The following is a 15,953-nucleotide window of genomic DNA, read 5'->3' as shown; positions in this document are numbered from 1 at the left end:
CCGGACAGCGGACGCCGTCCCCGCCTCGCGCGCCGCCGGAGAACTCGCGCGCGCCTCCGTCAGCAGGCGCTTCGCCCCGCCTCCGCACGCGACCGGACTGCCCGCAGCCGGTCGAGAGGCCCCGCCGTTCTGCGGACCACTGTCAGCTCCGACGCCGGCGCCCTGCACCTCCGAGAGGTGCAGGGCGCCGTGCAGAGATCGTCGCGGAAGAGCGCGGGGGATCAGAGAGCCGCCGTGGTACCGCCGCTCACCGTCGTGACGTCGCCGTTGAGACCGACCATTCCGGTGTCCGTGCCGGAGACCGCGGCGATCCCGCCTGCCGGGCCCGCGCCGCTGGGAGCCGAGAGCTCCTCGTCCGCGGGCTGAACCTCGGCATCCCCCCGGATTCTCGCGGCCTCACCGGCGGCGGCGGCCCTGTGCCTCCGCACGATCTCCTGCACGGCCTGCGAGGACGTTCCCACAGCGGCGGCGATGGCGGCGTAGGTGACCCCCGACTCACGGGCCTGCAGGATCGTGTTCACGTAGTTGGCATTCACGCGTGCACGCTGACGCGCCACGCGCTTCACCGCAGACACCAGCACCTTCTGGTCTGCATTCAGCTCTCGTGCCCTGCGCACCATGAGATGACCCCTTTTGCTCCCTATGGGATGAACGTTGAGCGACAGCGCGGTGAATCAGGGAGGCACAGGCGAGGTCATCTCCCCGTCCGTGACGAACTCAGCGCGCCGATACGCACTGCCATGATAATACGCGCGCGAGCGTCCCTCATACCGAAGTCCACGTATTGGAAAGGCGCTGTCCGCGTTCCGCCCATGGCCCGTCCGCGCCATGGACTCCCATCGACCGGACAGCGGCGCGCGCTCAGCCGCCCAGCCGCTGCGATTCGTCCGCAAGCCTGCCGTCCCGCCTCCGTTCGAGATCGCGTCGCCAGCGGGCAGGCAGCTCCGGGGAGGCGAGCAGCCGTTCGATCCCGGCGCGGTCGAGCCGGTCGACGTTCATGACCCGGTTGACCTCCGCGACGGATGCTGAGCCGGGCAGCCGGGCATCCAGCACCATCGCATCCCCCGCGGCGATCGCACCCGGCTCCAGCACCCGCAGGTAGAAGCCGCAGCGGCCCGTCTCCTGCATGAGCGAGGGCAGCAGGCGATCGCCCCAGCGCGCGGAGACGGTGGCGCACGGACGCCTGGGCTGAGTCACCTGCGCACGCACGGAGCCCACCGCGAAGACGTCGCCCATGTGCACGTCCTCCTCCCGGAGCCCGCACAGCGTGAGGTTCTCGAAGAAGCCGTCCGCGCCCAGTTCGCGTCCTTCTGCGGCCCAGGCGGCGTAGTGCTCACCGGGGTAGCAGCAGATCGCCTTGTCCGGTCCGCCGTGGACCTTCGTGTTGCCCTGCTCGTCACCGGCCAGCCCCAGCGTCCCCACGCGGACGGGACCCTCATGCGGGAGCTTGTGCGCGCCGGTCGCGATCTCCCTGCCCGACCACCGCCGCACCGCCACCGCGCCGGTGCGCACGCGCTCCACCGTGCCGCTGAGCGGTTCCGCTCCCCGTCCGGGCATGTCCATAGTGCATCCTCCGTTCCGCGCGGCCCGCGCATCCTCTCAAGGTACGCCACGCCTCGCCCGCGCACCCGTGCGCTCCTGTGCGACGATGGGCGGAAGCCACATCCCCGACGAAGAGGAGACCGCCCCCGTGAACGGCGCCGATTCCCTGCTGTCCGCCCTGGAGCACAACGGCGTGACCACGTGCTTCGCCAATCCCGGCACCTCGGAGATGCACTTCGTCGCCGCGCTGGACGGCGCCACCCGCATCCGCGGTGTCCTCGGCCTGTTCGAGGGCGCGGTGACCGGAGCCGCGGACGGCTACGCGCGGATGGCCGATGAGCCCGCCGCCACCCTCCTGCACCTGGGGCCGGGGCTGGCCAACGGCCTCTCCAACCTCCACAACGCCAGGCGCGCGCACTCCCCCGTGGTGAACGTGATCGGCGACCACGCGAGCTACCATCGCGCCCTCGACGCCCCGCTCACCAGCGATGTCGAGGGGACCGCGCGGCCGTTCTCGCACTGGGTCCGCACCTCCTCGGGCGAGCGCGCACTGTCCGCCGATGTCGCCGATGCGGTCACGGTGGCGCGCCGCGGCGAGATCGCCTCGCTCATCCTGCCCGCCGACGCGGCCTGGAACGAGCTGCCCGATCCCGGCACACCGCCCACGGCGCTCCCCGCGCCGCTGCCGCAGGTGGACGCCCTCGCCGCCGAGGCCGCCGCCCGTCGCCTGCACGAGGCGGGCCCGCGCGGGGCGATCCTGCTGGGCGGACGCACGCCTCGGGCCGAGGCGCTCGAGGCCGCAGCCCGGATCGCCGCCGCGACCGGGGCGGAGGTGCTCACCGACACGTTCGCGCCCCGGGTCTCGCGCGGTGCCGGACGGCATGCCGCACGCAAGGTGCCGTACGCCGTCGGTCCCGCCCAGGAGCTGTTCGCGCGCTTCGACACCCTCGTGCTGGTGGGCGCGCGGCCGCCCGTCGCGTTCTTCGCCTACCCCACCAAGCGGAGCAGGCTCACGCAGCCGGACACCCGGCTGCTCGAGCTCTGCGGGGAGACCACCCGCGCAGACCTCCCGCTGCAGGCGGTGTGGGAGGCGCTGCCGGAATCTGCGAGGACTGCCGCCGAGGCGCCGGCCGCCACCCGGCTCTCGCTCCCTGAGATGCCCTCCGGTTCGATCACGCCCGAGAAGCTGGGCGCGTTCCTGGGCCGGGCGATCCCGGAGAATGCGGTCGTCGCCGACGAGTCGATCACGACCGGCTGGGCCTTCGACGCGGCGACGCGGGGCGCCCGGCCGCACGAGTGGTTCAATCCCACCGGCGGCTCGATCGGCTGGGCGCTGCCCGTCGCGACGGGGGCGGCACTCGCCTGTCCCGAGCGGAAGGTCATCGCCCTCGAATCCGACGGCTCCGGCATGTACATGCCGCAGACGCTGTGGACCCAGGCGCGCGAGGGAGTCGACGTCGTCTCCCTCGTCTTCGCCAACCGGAGGTACCAGATCCTCCGCAACGAGATGGCGAACGTGGGCGTGGAGGACGTGGGCGAGCGCGCGGGTCAGCTCCTCGACCTCGATCGCCCCGTCGTGGACTGGGTGTCGGTCTCGCGCGGGTTCGGCGTGCCCGCCTGGCGCGCGGAGACGATGGAGGAGCTGTCCGCCGCATTCGACCGCGCGCTCGCCGCCGAAGGACCCGCCCTCATCGAAGTGGTGCTGTAGTCACAGCCCTGGCATGCGGGCGAGCGCTCAGCGCCCGCGCAGGGAGCCCACCGTGAAGCCCTCCGGCCTCACTCCGGCCCAGGCCGGCGGGACGTCCGTGCCCGCGGCCTCGTCCCTCTCCGCCTGCGCAGCGGTCTCCTGGACGATCCCCGCAGCATGGTGGACCGGGGCGTAGATCGAGTACAGCTTGAGCGGCTCCTCGCCGGTGTTGACGACGTCGTGCCATGTGCCCGCCGGCACTTCGATCGCCCAGCCGTCGCTCACCTCCTGCTCGAAGGTGATCTCGTCCGCCGTGGGTCCCATGATGCACCTGCCGGTGCCGCCCTCCACCCGGAGGAACTGGTCCGTGTCCGGGTGCACCTCGAACCCCACGGATTCGCCCACCGGGATGGACATGAGCGTCACCTGGAGGAAGCGCCCGGTCCAGGCCACGGTGCGGTACGCCCCGTTGTCCAGCGTCGCCTGCTCGATGTCGAATGCCTGGGGTGCGGGCCCGATGTCCTCGAATGCCATGATCCACCGTCCTTCAGCTGCTCGGAGGCGGGAGCTGCCCACGCACCTCCCGCCTCCGAGCCTAGAACCTCTCCGCCGCGCATTCCACGATGACCTGCTTCACCTCAGTGAGCACAGGCTTCCCGCACCGCGGTCCGCTCGCGCACTCCCCCAACCTTCCCCCCCGATCTTCTGTTCACTTCTCACAGCCGGGTGCGTGCGAGCGGCTATGAGAAGTGAACAGAAGATGGAGCTGCGCTCCAGCCCGCACCCGTCTCAGCGCACGGCGCCGGGGTACGAGCCGAACGCCCGCGCCCGCCGGTCGACGAGGTGCCTGTCGTAGGCGTGCACCGTGAAGCTCTCCGGCAGTTCCTCTCCCATCGCCCCCGCCCGGAACAGCTCCGCGGCGTCCGTGTAGTGGTCGATGGGGCTGCGCTCGGTGATCGCGAGCTCCTCGGCGAGCCACCGGTCCACCAGCAGGCCGGTGAGCACGCGGCCCCCTTCCAGCTGGACGCCTCGGCGGATCCACTGCCAGATCTGGGCCCGGGAGATCTCCACGCTGGAGACGTCCTCGACGAGGTGGTCCACCTTGAGCGCGCCCTGCCCGGAGAGCCACGCGTTGAGGTAGGCGAGGCCCGCGCGGATGTTGGTGCGGACGCCCTCCTCGCTCACGCGCTTGCTGAGATCCTCCGTGGTGGGCAGGCCCTCTCGCGAAAGCAGATCGGCGGCCGTGATCGCCCCGTTCTCCCCCGAACCCGAGGTGGGCGGCACCCAGTCGATCTGGCTGTCGTCGTCGCCCAGCACCTCCTCGAAGGCCGCGCGGGCCACCGGGATGAGGGAGGGGTGGGCGACCCACGTGCCATCGAAGCCCTGCGCGGCCTCGTGCTCCTTGTCCTCGCGGACCCGCAGCTGCGCCTCGGCGGTCTTCTCCGGGTCCTCGCGGTCGGGGAAGGCCGTCGCCATCCCGCCGAGCGCGTGGATGTTCCGCCGGTGGCAGACGTCCACGATCCGCTGGGTGTAGGCCCGCAGGAAGGGCAGGTCCATCGTGAGCACCTTGCGGTCCGGCAGGAGGAACGTCGGATCGTGGCGGAAGGCCTTGATCATCGAGAAGATGTAGTCCCAGCGGCCGGCGTGGAGGCCCGCGCAGTGGTCGCGCAGCTCCCAGACGATCTCCTCCATCTCGATGGCCGCGCCCAGGGTCTCGATGAGGGCGGTGGCGCGGATCGTGCCGACCGGCAGGCCCAGGAGCCCCTGGCTGATGACGAACATGCGGTTCCACCAGCGGGCCTCGGCCGCGCTCTCCATCTTGGGGATGCAGTAGTAGGCGCCGCCTCCGGCCTCGGCGAGCGCGCGGGCATTGTGGAAGAAGTACAGGCCGAAGTCCACGATGGACGCCGAGGCCTGGGTCTCCGCCCCCTGCGCGTCGGTGTAGCGCAGGTGCGCCTCGGGCAGGTGCAGCCCCCGGGGCCGGACCACGATGGTGGGCGGGTTCGGATTGCGCTGCTCATAGAGCTTGCCCACGCGCGTGACGTGGCGCAGCCGGCCGCGCACGGCCTCCATGAGGTTGGCCTGTCCCGTGACCACATTGGCCCACGTGGGGGACATCGCGTCCTCGAAGTCCGCGAGCCAGGAATCGGCGTCGGAGTTCAGCGCGTTCGCAGCGGTGCGGCCGTCGGGTGCGCCGGTGATCTCCACGCGGCGGCGGGACAGGCCCTTGGCGCCGCGGTGGCCGATCGCGTGCCAGGAGGTGTCCTCGCGGATCGCCCGGGTCTCCTCCGGGTAGGCGGGGAACTCGCCGCGGAGGAAGGCGGCGGAGCGGAACTCGCGTTCGGTCAGCAGCGTGCGGCGCTCATCGAGGAGCTGCGTGTGCAGGGCAGCCAGGAAGGCCAGGGCCTCCGGGGTGAGCACGGAGTCGAAGCCGCTCTCGAGGGGGCCGGTGACGTACATCCGTCCGGCTGCGGGCGAGGCCTCCTGCTGGTGAGGAGTCTCCTGCTGCGGTGAAGGGGACTGGGTCGTGAGCATCATGGCGGGCTCCTGGTGCTGCGGGATGAAGTGCGATGCGGGTGGGAGGCGGGGGTGGCTGAGCGGGTGCGGCCGGGGACCGCGGCGAGCCGACTGCAGCGGCCGAGGCGGTGACGGGCCGACTGCAGCGGCCGAGGCGGTGACGGGCCGACTGCAGCGGCCGAGGCGGTGACGGGCCGCGTGCGGCCGCCGCAGGAGGGAATGGTGCGGGACGACCGCGCCGGACAGGGAAACCCCAGAAAACCCTGTCCGGAGCGGCCGCCCCGCGTTCCCGCCCCGACCTCGCGCGAGCGCGGAGCCGGAGGCGGGAGGAGGTCCGGCAGGCGCCGGATCCTCAGTCTGTGGTGCAGTTCTCAGCGTGAGCTCGGTTCGAGCCGAGCGGTCGGACCGCTCCGCGTGCGGAGCCCTGTGGGCCTCGGAAGCCGGAACCCAGGCCTGCGGCCCGGACAGCAGCCCCCGATGCGCCGGGCGGCACGGGCCGACTCAGCTGAACTGCGCGGCCTCGGTGGAGTCCTTGAGCGCGGTCGTCGAGGACTCCGGGTTGATGGCGGTAGAGACGAGGTCGAAGTAGCCGGTGCCGACCTCGCGCTGGTGCCTCGTGGCGGTGTAGCCGCGGGCCTCGTCGTTGAACTCGCGCTCCTGGAGCTCGACGTACGCCTTCATCTGCTCGCGGGCGTAGCCGTGGGCGAGGTCGAACATCGAGTGGTTGAGCGCGTGGAAGCCGGCCAGTGTGATGAACTGGAACTTGTAGCCCATCGCGCCCAGCTCGCGCTGGAACTTGGCGATCGTCGCGTCGTCCAGGTGCTTCTTCCAGTTGAAGGAGGGCGAGCAGTTGTAGGCGAGCAGCTGATCCGGGAACTCCGCGTGGACGGCGTCCGCGAACTGCTTCGCGACCTCGAGGTCCGGTGTGGAGGTCTCCATCCAGATGAGGTCCGAGTACGGGGCGAAGGCCTTGGCGCGGGCGATGCAGGGCTCGATCCCGCCCGTGACCTTGTAGAAGCCCTCGGCCGTGCGCTCGCCCGTGATGTAGGGCTGGTCGCGCTCGTCGATGTCCGAGGTGATCATGTTCGCGGACTCGGCGTCCGTCCGGGCCACCACCAGCGTGGGGACGTTCTCCACGTCCGCGGCGAGGCGCGCGGCGTTGAGGGTCCGGATGTGCTGGCCCGTGGGGACGAGCACCTTGCCGCCCAGGTGGCCGCACTTCTTCTCCGAGCCCAGCTGATCCTCGAAGTGGACGCCGGCGGCACCGGCGCTGATCATGCCGCGCATGAGCTCGTAGACGTTGATCGAGCCGCCGAAGCCGGCCTCCGCGTCCGCGACGATGGGGGCGAGCCAGTCGTCCACGGTGACGCTGCCCTCGCTGCGCTCGATCTGGTCGGCGCGCATGAGGGCGTTGTTGATGCGGCGGACGACGGCGGGCACGGAGTTCGCCGGGTAGATGGACTGGTCCGGGTAGGTCTGGCCGGAGAGGTTCGCGTCCGCGGCGACCTGCCAGCCGGAGAGGTAGATGGCCTTGAGGCCCGCACGCACCTGCTGCACCGCCTGGTTGCCGGTGAGCGCGCCGAGGGAGTTGACGAAGTCCTCGGTGTGGATGAGGTCCCAGAGGCGCTCGGCGCCCCGGCGGGCGAGCGTGTGCTCCTCGATGACGGATCCGCGGAGCCGGACGACGTCGGCCGCGTTGTAGTCGCGGGCGATGCCGGCCCAGCGCGGGTTGGTCGCCCAGTCGCTCTGGAGGGCCTGCTCGTTGTGGATGTCCTGCTGCGTCATCGTCGTCTCCTGTGGTGGGTGTCTGCGACCGACCGGCTTCCGCGTCCAGTCCGCTGCTGCGTCCTGTCCTGCTCCGCCGAGACCGCGTCTTCGATGTGACACCAGTCTTCCGCCTGCACCACCAGATCTCACTCTGATTCGAGGTGAAAAAATGGATGGTTTCTATCTCAGTGAAGAACGTCTGCCCTTTCGCAATCCGGGTGCCCCGTGTCACAGTGAGCACATGACGACACGGACAGCACGGACCCCGCGGACGAGCCGGGCGGCATCGGGAGCCTCGGGAGCCTCGGGAGCCTCGGGAGCCTCGGACCCATCGTCCGGCCCCGCGGTGGAGGCGGCGGACGCCCTGAGCATCGGGCGGCGGGTCCGGCACTTCCGCACGGAGGCTGGACTGACCCTGGAACAGCTGGGCGAGCGGATCGGGCGCGCCGCCTCGCAGATCTCCGTCATGGAGAACGGCAAGCGCGAGCCCAGCCTGGCGCAGCTGCGCGATCTGGCCGAGGCCCTGGGAGTGAGCGCCGACGACCTCCTCGACCCCGCACCGGTGGACGCCCGCCAGGCCCTCGAGCTCGAGGTCGAGCGCAACCAGCGCTCACCGCTCTACACCTCGCTGCGCCTGCCCCGGGTCAAGGTGAAGTCGCTGCCGCAGGACGCCCTCACCGCCATCGCCGGGCTGCAGCGCCAGCTCTCCGAGGCCGTGCGCCGGAGGGCGGCCACGCCTGAGGAGGCGCGCCGCGTCAATCGCAACCTGCGCGAGCGGATGCGCAGGCAGGGCAACCACTTCCCCGAGCTGGAGCGGGTCGCGGCCGAGGTGCTGGACCGGATCGGCTACTCCGGCGGACCGCTCTCACAGCGTCAGACCGCGGCCGTCGCCGACGACATGGGCTACTCACTGCACTACGTCTCCGATCTCCCGCCGAGCACCCGGGCGGTCGCGGACACCTCCCACCGGCGGCTGTACCTCTCGCACGACGACGTGACCGGGCACGACCCCCGCTCGCATCTGCTCACGGCACTGGCCTCGCACATCCTGGGGCATTCGACCCCCGCCGACTACGAGGAGTTCCTCACCCAGCGGGTCGAGGCGAACTATCTCGCCGCCGCGCTCCTCATGCCGGAATCGGCGGCCGTCCCGCTGCTCCAGTCGGCGAAGAAGAACCGCTCGATTTCCATCGAGGAGCTGCGTGACATGTTCGGGGTGTCATACGAGACCTCCGCGCACCGGTTCACGAACCTCGCGACCGCGCACCTGGGCCTCCCGGTGCACTTCATGAAAGTGCATTCTTCCGGAACCATCCACAAGGCGTACTCGAACGACGGCCTGCCGTTCCCCACCGACCCCCTGGGCGCGGTCGAGGGGCAGTACGCGTGCAAGCGGTTCACCTCGCGCACCGTCCACCGCGTCTCCGACCGGTTCAGCCCCTATTTCCAGTACACGGACACGCCGAACGGGACGTACTGGTGCACCGCGCGCGTGCTGCCGGGCGGGGACTTCTCGATCAGCGTGGGCGTGCCGTTCGCGCACGTGGGGTGGTTCGAGGGCCGGGAGACGCCCAAGCGCTCGCGTTCGGAGTGCCCGGATCCGGACTGCTGCCGCACACCGCCAGTCGATCTCGCCGAGAAGTGGGAGGGCGCGAGCTGGCCGTCCGCGCGCACGCACGCCTCGCTGCTCGCCGCCGTGCCGCCGGGGGTCTTCCCCGGTGTGGACACGACGGAGGTGTACGCCTTTCTCGACCGCCACGCCCCGGAGTGAGGGCCCTGGCGGGGCGGGGAGCCGGGCTCCGCCGCCCCTCCGCGGACATGCGCCTTCGGTTCACCACGCTGCAGCCCCGCAATGCGAAGGAACGATGCAGCCAAGCGGCGCCAGACCCGCAGCGTGAAGGTTGAGTGCGCATACGACGGAAAGACGCAGACAGCGGGAACGCCGGCGGCGGACCAGCGGGAGCGCCGGCAGCGGACCAGCGGGAGTCCTCAGAGCCAGTTGGCCTCATCGGCATGGAGCCAGCTGATGGGGTTGACATTGCGGCCGTTGGACATGGCCACGGAGAGGATGTTCGCGAGGTAGCGGTCCTCCGAGACCTCGAGCGGCCGGCCGCTCGCATCGCGCCCCACACGCATGTGCCGCAGCAGCGGGCGCCCGCGTGAGACGCCCAGGAGCGTGGCGTCCTGATGCCCGCACACGGTCGCGGAGAAGAGGTGGTCCGCGCCGGCGAAGACGATGCCGTGCTCATCGGCCAGGAAGCGGCTCACCGATTCGAGGTCCGGCGGCAGGCCCTCGACGATCTCCCCGATGCGCTCCGGGTACCGGGTCCTCTCCACCATGACCCGCTCACCGTCGAGCGTGCGCACGCGCAGCACGCGGAGGACACGGCTGCGCGGATCGACCTTGAGGGTCCGCCCGGCCTCCTCACCGGCGATCTGCCAGGACTGCTCCACGACCTGCCCGCCCGGCCTGCGCCCGCGCACCAGGGCCCACTGGGCGAAGCTGCGGAACTCCTCCTGCGTGGCGGCCGGCCGCGGCTTGCGCAGCACCGACTTGCGCGCCCCGCGGCGCCCGCTCAGCGCGCCCTCCGCGACCAGCAGGCGCAGAGCCTCGCGCACCGTGCCGGGCGCCACCTCGAACTCCGCGGCGAGCGCCGCCTCGGACCCGAGGCTCTCCCCCACCGCGAGCTCGCCGGACCTGATCGACTCGCGGATCTGCTCGGCGATCCGCTCATACCGGGCGGTGCCCGCCGAGCCCATCGCACGTGCGGACCGCTCCTGAGCGTCCTGCCGGGACTCCATCGCCATCCCACCGCCTGTTCACCAGTGCCCCCCGGCCGCATCCCTCGCGCCGGCGGGCTTCGAAAGCCAGTTCCTGCGGCGGACATCGCACGCCGGAGCCGCTGTTCGCACAGGCTCCGGAAGCTCGGACACCGCAGTCGGAACTAAACTACCCGGTCCTCCTCCCACGCACTCGCAGAGCCAGCCGGGCACAGCCGCCGCGATCACGACCGGCAGCCCTCAGCAGTCAGCTCCCGACCAGCTGTTCGAGGCCTCGCGCAGACATACGCGATGCCTGTCGACCACGCACCGCGGACGCACAGGACGCTGAACTGGCACACACCTGCGAACAGCACGAAATGCCCCGCCCCAGGCGGCGCGAGCACGCCCCCAGAGTTCACCCCGAAGACCCTCCCCATCCATCTCTGAGTCAATCCTCACTGGTGAACTTTCCTTACCTCTACACACTTCACTAGTAACGAACCTTGGCAATCCGCTCAGACTTCTCTAAGGTGGAAGTGACTCGAGCCACGCACACGACCCTCAGGGCGTCCCCGGACGCACCCTTACGAAAGGCGAGTACGACCATGCTCAAGCACACCCGGCTGCTCACGGCGGCGGTCTCCCTGGGCGCCCTCACGGCGCTCTCGGCCTGCGGTTCCGGCGGAGAATCCGAGGAATCGGCCAACTGGCGCGCAGCGACGTCCGTGGAGGACGGCGGGGGCATGGACGCCCTCATCGAGGCCGCGCAGGCGGAGGGCACGCTCAACACCATGGGCCTCTACCCTGACTGGGCGAACTACGGCGGGCTCCTGGACGCGTTCTCCGAGAAGTACGGCATCGAGGTCGAGAACGACACCTCCACCGGTGCCAGCCAGGACCTCATCAACGCAGTGAAGAACCGCCAGGGCCAGGACACATCGCTGGACTACCTGGACACCGGCGAGTCGTTCGCGGTCGCCGCAGCCGAGGAGGGCCTTCTCGCAGAGTACGTCCCCGAGACCGCGGGCGACATCCCCGAGAACATGAAGTCCTCAGACGGCACCTGGTACAACCACCTCGGTGGAACGGTGGGCATCGGCTGTGACGCGGCAGCGATCGGCGAGTGCCCCGAGAGCTTCGAGGACCTGCTCGATCCCCAGTACAGAGGCAAGGTCGCGCTCCCCGGCGATCCCACCACAGGGGAGTCGGGATTCATGATCGTGTTCGCCGCGGCTCTGGCCAACGGCGGCAGCCTGGACGACATCCAGCCCGGCATCGACTACTTCGCAGAGCTCTCCGACTCCGGAAACCTCGTCCCCACCGAGGCGGTGGCCGGCACGGTCGAGACCGGTGAGACTCCCATCGTGCTCAACTGGGACTACCTGCTGCTGCAGTGGGGAGACGATGTCGCGGACGCCGGCGTGGAGTTCGAGACGGTGATCCCCTCCGACGGAACCGTCTCCTCCTACTACGCGGCCTCCATCAACGACGACGCACCGCACCCGGCGGTCGCGCGCCTGTGGCAGGAGTTCGTCTTCAGCGACGAGGGCCAGAACCTCCTGCTCGAGGGGTACGTCCAGCCCGGCCGTCTCGACTCCATGGTCGAAGCAGGCACCGTTGATGAGGACGCACTGTCCGCACTTCCCGAGGAGGCCGTGGAGCAGACCGCACCGCAGCCCACCCAGGAGCAGCGAGAGTCCCAGCAGGCGGTCCTCGCGGAGAACTGGGCGAAGGCGGTCGGATGACGTCCGCTCCTCCCTCCCCCGCCAGAAGCACCGGTGAGGACCCCCGTGCCGAGGCGGCCTCCGCCCCGGCACGGGCCCGGCGCGGCCTGCGGCCCACACCGGCCTGGGCCGCGCTCGCGCCGCTGGCGATCGTCCTCCTCCTCTTCTTCGCCGTGCCCCTCGTGGGCATGGTCGCCACTTCGCTCGTGCTCCCCGGCGGGCGGGGCGAGGCCGGCACCCTGAGCCTGGAGAACTTCGCCGCGCTGGGCTCCGGCTCCCGCTCCATGGCCCTGCGGAACAGCCTCGTGCTCTCCGCGGCCGCGGCGACGATCGCCGCCGTGCTCGGCGGAATCTGCGCATGGGCCATCTCCACGGTGAAGTCCAGGCTCGTCGACTCGCTCACCGCCGTCGTCTCCAGCGTGCTGGCCAATGACGGCGGCGTGCCGCTGGCCTTCTCATTCATCGTCGCAGTGGGCAACACCGGCTACTTCGTCACCCTGCTCACCGCCGTGGACCCCTCCTTCACGCTCTACAGCGTGCAGGGCCTCGTCCTCATGTACCAGTACTTCCTCATCCCCACCATGATCCTGCTGACGCTGCCGAGCTTCGCAGCGCTGCGACAGCAGTGGCGGGAGGCGAACACCTCCCTGGGAGGCACGAGCCTCACCTTCTGGCGCCGCGTCGGGATCCCCGTCATCATGCCCGCCCTGCTGGGCGCCTGGCTGCTGATGTTCGGCTCCGCCTTCGGCACCCACGCCTCGGCCGCGGTGCTGATCGGGACGGGAGGATTCCCCCTCATCCCGCTGGAGATCGCCGGGCAGCTCGCCGGCTCCGCCGCCACGGGCGGCGAGGGCGTCGCCATGGCGCTCGGCGTGACCACGGGCGTCATCGCCGTGGTGGTCCTCCTCGCCTTCAGCGCACTCATGAGAAGGAGCGCCAAGTGGCTGAACACGTGACCTCCGCGCGCTCCGGCCGCACCGCGAAGACGCTCGCCTGGCTGCCGCTGATCGCGCTGGCGATCTTCATCCTCACCCCGCAGCTGAGCTCGCTCACCTACTCCTTCTTCCGCGGCGACGGCAGCTTCACGACCGAGGGGCTCACGGGGCTGGCAGATTCCGGGGCCATCGTCGCCCCGCTCCTCCGCAGCCTCGTCATCGCCTCCCTCACGGTGGTCGTCCTCATCGCGACGCTCGTGCCCGCCGTGGTGGCCGTCCATCTGTGGGCACCGCGCCTGCGCCCGCTGCTGAGCATCCTCTGCACACTGCCGCTGGTGGTGCCCGCCATCGCGATCGTCGCAGGGCTTACCACGGTGCTGCGCGGCCTCGCCTCGCAGGGCAGGGGCAGCCTCGGGATGCAGGTGAACACGCTCCTGCAGTCGCAGGACCTCCCGCTGGTGCTCGTGGGGACCTATGTGGTCCTGTGCCTGCCGTTCACCTACCGCTCCATCGACGCCGCTCTGTCCACGCTGCCGCTGCGCACGCTCTACGAGTCCTCCTCCGTGCTGGGCGCGGGGATGCGCACCACGCTGCGGCGCGTGGTCGTCCCCAACATCCGCGGCTCCGTGATGTTCTCCGCGTTCTTCACGTTCGCCCTGTCCATCGCGGAGTACACCGTGGCCGCGACCCTGTCGATCAACACTCTGCCGGTGTACCTCAACACCCTCTCCAGCACGAACTTCCGCGGCTCCATCACCCTGTCGGTGCTGCTCAACCTCACCACCTGGCTGCTGCTGGCGGCCGCGACGCTGAGCGCCTCCCAGTTCGGGCAGAGGGCGGAGTCAGCGCCCGAGGCCGAGCCGGACGCACAGACGGACCCCGCTGCCGCCTCCGCCGCAGGCCTCTCCCCCGCGGCTGAGACGGCCGCACGGGCCGCATCACCTGCCTCGGCGGCGCCCGCAGCCCCAGATTCTCCCCGGAAGGAAGCCCAGACACCATGAGCACCACCGCACAGACGAGTGCGCACGCACCGCGCGGCGACCGGGCATCCGCGTCGGACCGCGAGCCCATGTCCGTCCGGTTCCAGGACGTGCGCAAGTCCTACGACAGCACGGAGGTGCTGAGGGACTTCAGCATCGACATCGAGGCCGGCTCCATGGTGAGCCTCCTGGGCCCCTCCGGCTGCGGCAAGACGACGACGCTGCGGATCCTCGCGGGGTTCGAGGAGGTGAACGGCGGGGACGTCCTGGTGGGCGGCCGGTCCGTCCTCTCCCTGCCGCCTCACAGGCGCGACATGGGCATGGTGTTCCAGAGCTACAGCCTCTTCCCGAACCTCAGCGTCGCGGACAACATCGAGTACGGCCTCCGGATCCGGAAGGTGGACGCCGGTGCCCGCCGCCGGCGCACGGAGGAGCTGCTGGAGGTGTGCGGACTGGCCGGGATGGGTTCGCGCTACCCGCATCAGCTCTCCGGCGGTCAGCAGCAGCGCGTGGCACTGGCCCGCGCGCTCGCCACGCAGCCCACGGTGCTCCTGCTCGACGAGCCCCTGTCCGCCCTGGACGCCGCGGTCCGCTCCTCACTGCGGGACGAGATCCGACGAGTGCAGCAGGCGCTGGGCACCACCACCGTGTTCATCACCCACGACCAGGGCGAGGCCCTGGCGATCGCGGACAGGGTCGCGGTCATGAACAGCGGGCGGATCGAGCAGTACGATGCCCCGCACAGCGTCTATGCCCGGCCGGGAACCGCTTTCACCGCCCGGTTCGTGGGCTCCATCAACGAGTTCGCGGTGTCCCCGGCGTGGGCGCCCGGCGCTCCGCTGCCCATCGCGGCGGATGGCGCCGAGGTCGTCTTCATCCGGCCGGAGGATCTCGCCATCACCCCGCAGGAGGAGGGGTTCCTGCAGGTCAAGGGACAGACGTACACGGGTGAGCGCACCATGATCCGCCTGGGACGGCCAGGCGAGGAGGACGCACCGTGGTCCGCTTCGCTGGCCTCCGCACAGGCCGGAACGGTGCCGCCGGGCACACGTGTGAGCGCGACCGTCACGGCGGACCCCGCACTGCGGCTGCCCCGCGCCGAGGCCGGAGGCGCCTGGGCATGAGCGACAGGTTCGGGACAGCGGAGGACACGGACGGGCCGGCCGCGGACGAGGCCGCCGCGAGAGAGGGGACAGCGACCGGTGGGGATGCCGGGGACGCAGGGAACGCGGGGGCGGCAGGAGAGGCCGCGGAGGTCGACCGTGCCCTCGTGGCGGCGGGCATCGCGGGCGTGGTCTTCGACTGCGACGGCATCCTCGTCGACTCCGAACAGCCGTGGCTGGACCTCATGGCCCGCTGGCTGCGTACGCTGGGGATCAGCGGATTCCCCCCGGAGGCGATGCGCGGGATGACCGGCGCCGAGGCCGCCGCGGCGCTGCGCCGAGCGCACGTGGGCGGGGCCCGCCCCGCCCCGCCTGAGCCCCAGGAGATCGACCGCGCCTACAGCGAAGCGCTGGCCGGCCTCGCGGCCCCCATGCCGGGGGCGCCGGAGCTGGTGCGGGCACTGGCGGGCACGGTGCCCGTAGCGGTCGCGAGCAACGGCAGGCGGGAGGACGTGCACGGGCTGCTGGAGCGCGTGGGCGTGCTGGACCTCTTCGACGTCGTCGTGACGGTCGAGGACGTGGAGCACGGCAAACCGGATCCTGCCCCGTACCTGCTGGCCGCGCGGAGACTGGGAGTGGACCCGCACCGAACCGTCGCCTTCGAGGACTCGGTGCTGGGCTCACAGGCCGCCCGTGCCGCAGGATGCACCGTCGTGGGCGTGAATGAGGATCTCACCCTCCCGCTCGTCGCCGATGTCCGGCTGAGCAGCATGCGGGAGATCGTCTTCGAGGCGGAGACCCGCACGATGCATGCAGCCCCCGCACAGAGGCCGCGGGCAGCGGTCACCGCGGAGACTGCCGACAGGGCCGGGCGACCCCGCACCCCGGGAGCCGGTCGGCGAATGCACACAGCACACGGAACACCCCGATGAACG

The 15,953-nt window shown here is 71.0% G+C and carries 13 protein-coding genes; 7 read left to right on the top strand and 6 right to left on the bottom strand.

What is annotated here, in order from left to right; translation table 11 throughout:
• Positions 1-221: 221 nt before the first annotated feature.
• Complete coding sequence (locus K318_RS21140; protein WP_156913929.1) at positions 222-536, bottom strand: hypothetical protein; 315 nt, start codon at positions 534-536, stop codon at positions 222-224.
• Positions 537-861: 325 nt separating this feature from the next.
• Positions 862-1,563 (bottom strand): MOSC domain-containing protein, encoded by a 702-nt coding sequence (locus K318_RS0110790; protein ID WP_245579864.1) that lies wholly within the window; start codon positions 1,561-1,563, stop codon positions 862-864.
• A gap of 85 nt (positions 1,564-1,648) precedes the next feature.
• Here K318_RS0110790 and K318_RS0110785 point away from each other — a divergent pair, with 85 nt between their 5' ends.
• Positions 1,649-3,250 (top strand): acetolactate synthase large subunit, encoded by a 1,602-nt coding sequence (locus K318_RS0110785; RefSeq protein ID WP_245579863.1) that lies wholly within the window; start codon positions 1,649-1,651, stop codon positions 3,248-3,250.
• Positions 3,251-3,277: 27 nt separating this feature from the next.
• Here the strand turns inward: K318_RS0110785 and K318_RS0110780 are convergent, their stop codons facing one another.
• From K318_RS0110780 to aceA, 3 genes are all read right to left on the bottom strand, one after another.
• Positions 3,278-3,763 (bottom strand): cupin domain-containing protein, encoded by a 486-nt coding sequence (locus K318_RS0110780; RefSeq protein ID WP_029089495.1) that lies wholly within the window; start codon positions 3,761-3,763, stop codon positions 3,278-3,280.
• Between the two features lie 255 nt (positions 3,764-4,018).
• Complete coding sequence (locus K318_RS21135; RefSeq protein ID WP_051297872.1) at positions 4,019-5,767, bottom strand: malate synthase; 1,749 nt, start codon at positions 5,765-5,767, stop codon at positions 4,019-4,021.
• 480 nt (positions 5,768-6,247) lie between these two features.
• Positions 6,248-7,531 carry an isocitrate lyase gene (gene aceA, locus K318_RS0110770; RefSeq protein WP_029089494.1) on the bottom strand — a complete coding sequence of 428 codons (1,284 nt, stop codon included), beginning with the start codon at positions 7,529-7,531 and terminating at the stop codon, positions 6,248-6,250.
• Positions 7,532-7,754: 223 nt separating this feature from the next.
• Between aceA and K318_RS21130 the strand changes: the two genes are divergently transcribed.
• Entirely contained in the window at positions 7,755-9,284 is a 1,530-nt protein-coding gene (locus tag K318_RS21130; protein WP_084500049.1) for an XRE family transcriptional regulator, read from the top strand.
• Positions 9,285-9,502: 218 nt separating this feature from the next.
• On the opposite strand, the gene K318_RS21125 is transcribed toward K318_RS21130, so the two are convergent.
• Positions 9,503-10,321 carry a GntR family transcriptional regulator gene (locus tag K318_RS21125; RefSeq protein WP_051297870.1) on the bottom strand — a complete coding sequence of 273 codons (819 nt, stop codon included), beginning with the start codon at positions 10,319-10,321 and terminating at the stop codon, positions 9,503-9,505.
• 560 nt (positions 10,322-10,881) lie between these two features.
• On the opposite strand from K318_RS21125, the gene K318_RS0110755 reads away from it, so the two are divergent.
• From K318_RS0110755 to K318_RS23745, 5 genes are read left to right on the top strand one after another with little or no spacing between them, the layout of a single operon-like run.
• Entirely contained in the window at positions 10,882-12,021 is a 1,140-nt protein-coding gene (locus tag K318_RS0110755; RefSeq protein WP_029089493.1) for an extracellular solute-binding protein, read from the top strand.
• On the top strand, positions 12,018-12,956 hold the full coding sequence (locus K318_RS0110750; RefSeq protein WP_029089492.1) for an ABC transporter permease: 939 nt from the start codon (positions 12,018-12,020) through the stop codon (positions 12,954-12,956). Before K318_RS0110755 ends, K318_RS0110750 begins: the two co-directional genes overlap by 4 nt.
• Complete coding sequence (locus K318_RS21120; RefSeq protein WP_051297869.1) at positions 12,941-13,936, top strand: ABC transporter permease; 996 nt, start codon at positions 12,941-12,943, stop codon at positions 13,934-13,936. Before K318_RS0110750 ends, K318_RS21120 begins: the two co-directional genes overlap by 16 nt.
• Positions 13,933-15,039 (top strand): ABC transporter ATP-binding protein, encoded by a 1,107-nt coding sequence (locus K318_RS0110740; RefSeq protein WP_029089491.1) that lies wholly within the window; start codon positions 13,933-13,935, stop codon positions 15,037-15,039. Before K318_RS21120 ends, K318_RS0110740 begins: the two co-directional genes overlap by 4 nt.
• Complete coding sequence (locus K318_RS23745; protein WP_051297868.1) at positions 15,036-15,950, top strand: HAD family hydrolase; 915 nt, start codon at positions 15,036-15,038, stop codon at positions 15,948-15,950. Before K318_RS0110740 ends, K318_RS23745 begins: the two co-directional genes overlap by 4 nt.
• The last annotated feature ends 3 nt before the right edge of the window (positions 15,951-15,953 follow it).

Origin of the sequence: Brevibacterium album DSM 18261 (genome assembly GCF_000426445.1) — a bacterium.
Lineage (GTDB): Bacteria > Actinomycetota > Actinomycetes > Actinomycetales > Brevibacteriaceae > Brevibacterium > Brevibacterium album.
Note: the sequence above shows the minus strand (reverse complement) of the source record. Positions and strands in the feature narration are given on the sequence as shown.